The sequence below is a fragment of the Mesorhizobium sp. M7A.F.Ca.CA.004.12.1.1 genome (assembly GCF_003997835.1).
Classification (GTDB): domain Bacteria; phylum Pseudomonadota; class Alphaproteobacteria; order Rhizobiales; family Rhizobiaceae; genus Mesorhizobium.
This window is the reverse complement of sequence record NZ_RZRK01001278.1, coordinates 1-1037: the sequence shown is the minus strand read 5'-3', so window position 1 is coordinate 1037 and position 1037 is coordinate 1. Positions and strand designations below refer to the sequence as shown.

Sequence of the window (1037 nt, the reverse complement as noted above, 5' to 3'; positions counted from 1 at the left end):
GCAGGTTCTGCTCGGTCAGCATCGTCCACAGGGCAATGACGACGCGGCTCGGCGAGGGCAGGAACTGCGGCGCAATGATGCCCGCGCGCGCCGCCAGCTCCCACAGGGCAACGACGAGCACAGCCGCGGCGACACTGACGGCAAACTCCAGCATCGGCGATGCGCGACCGCGGAAGACAAACAGGCTGCTGAACAAATCATTATCCCCGGATGATCGAAAGAACGGCCGTCACCGGCGCGAGCCGGAATGACATCGCTGCCGACAGCCGAGACAAGCTGCCGGCCCGGCCGCGCGGCCGCTATTTCGCCGGGATCTTGTTGATCGCCGAACTGTCGATCTGGTCCGCCGCCACCAGTCTGTTGTCGGCGGCGCCGTTCTCCAGGTTTAGATCCATCACCGTGTCGAATATCCCGTGCAACGTGCCTTTTTCTCCCGGCTTGCCCATGTAGGCCAGGGATTCTGCAAGCGTCGTGTAGGACAGGCTGGAGTTGACGATGTCGGTCACTTCGGCAGGCGTCAGGCCGAAATGCTTGGACGCCATGTCGGCGAATTTTTCCGGCTCGGCCTTGATGAAATCGACCGTCTCATAGATGCAGCCGAGGAATTTTGCGTATTTGTCGGGGTTCGCCTTGAAGTCGTCGTTGCGGGCGATGATCGCGTCGATGATGATGCCGCGATGATCCTTGGACGAGATCAGCATGCGGGCACCGGTGCGGGTCGAGGCCTTCAGCGCCTGCGACATGAACGGTTCGTAGGTCGCGATCGCGGCGATCGATTCATCGACGAAAACCGCACCCGTATCGGCCGTCGCGATGTCCTTGATCTGCAGATCCTTCAGCGACAGGCCCGCCTGCTTCAGCTCCATCTGCAGCAGCAGGCGCGAGGGGATGTTGGGCTCGGCCGCGACGACCTTGCCCTTCAGATCGGCAACGGACTTGATCTTGTCATCGGTGATGACGCCGTCGCCACCGACGGATTCGTCGATCGTGCCGATGATGATGCCGGGCGTCGAGGCGTCGCGCGGGCGGCCCTGATA

1 protein-coding gene and 1 pseudogene are annotated in these 1037 nt (G+C 62.4%); both read right to left on the bottom strand.

Annotated features, from left to right (window positions below):
- A pseudogene (locus EN984_RS35765) lies at positions 1-196 on the bottom strand (ABC transporter permease); the annotation flags it as partial.
- Positions 197-299: 103 nt separating this feature from the next.
- Positions 300-1037, bottom strand: a 738-nt coding sequence (locus tag EN984_RS35760) for an ABC transporter substrate-binding protein (RefSeq protein WP_127384414.1), incomplete at its 5' end; no start/stop codon positions are given.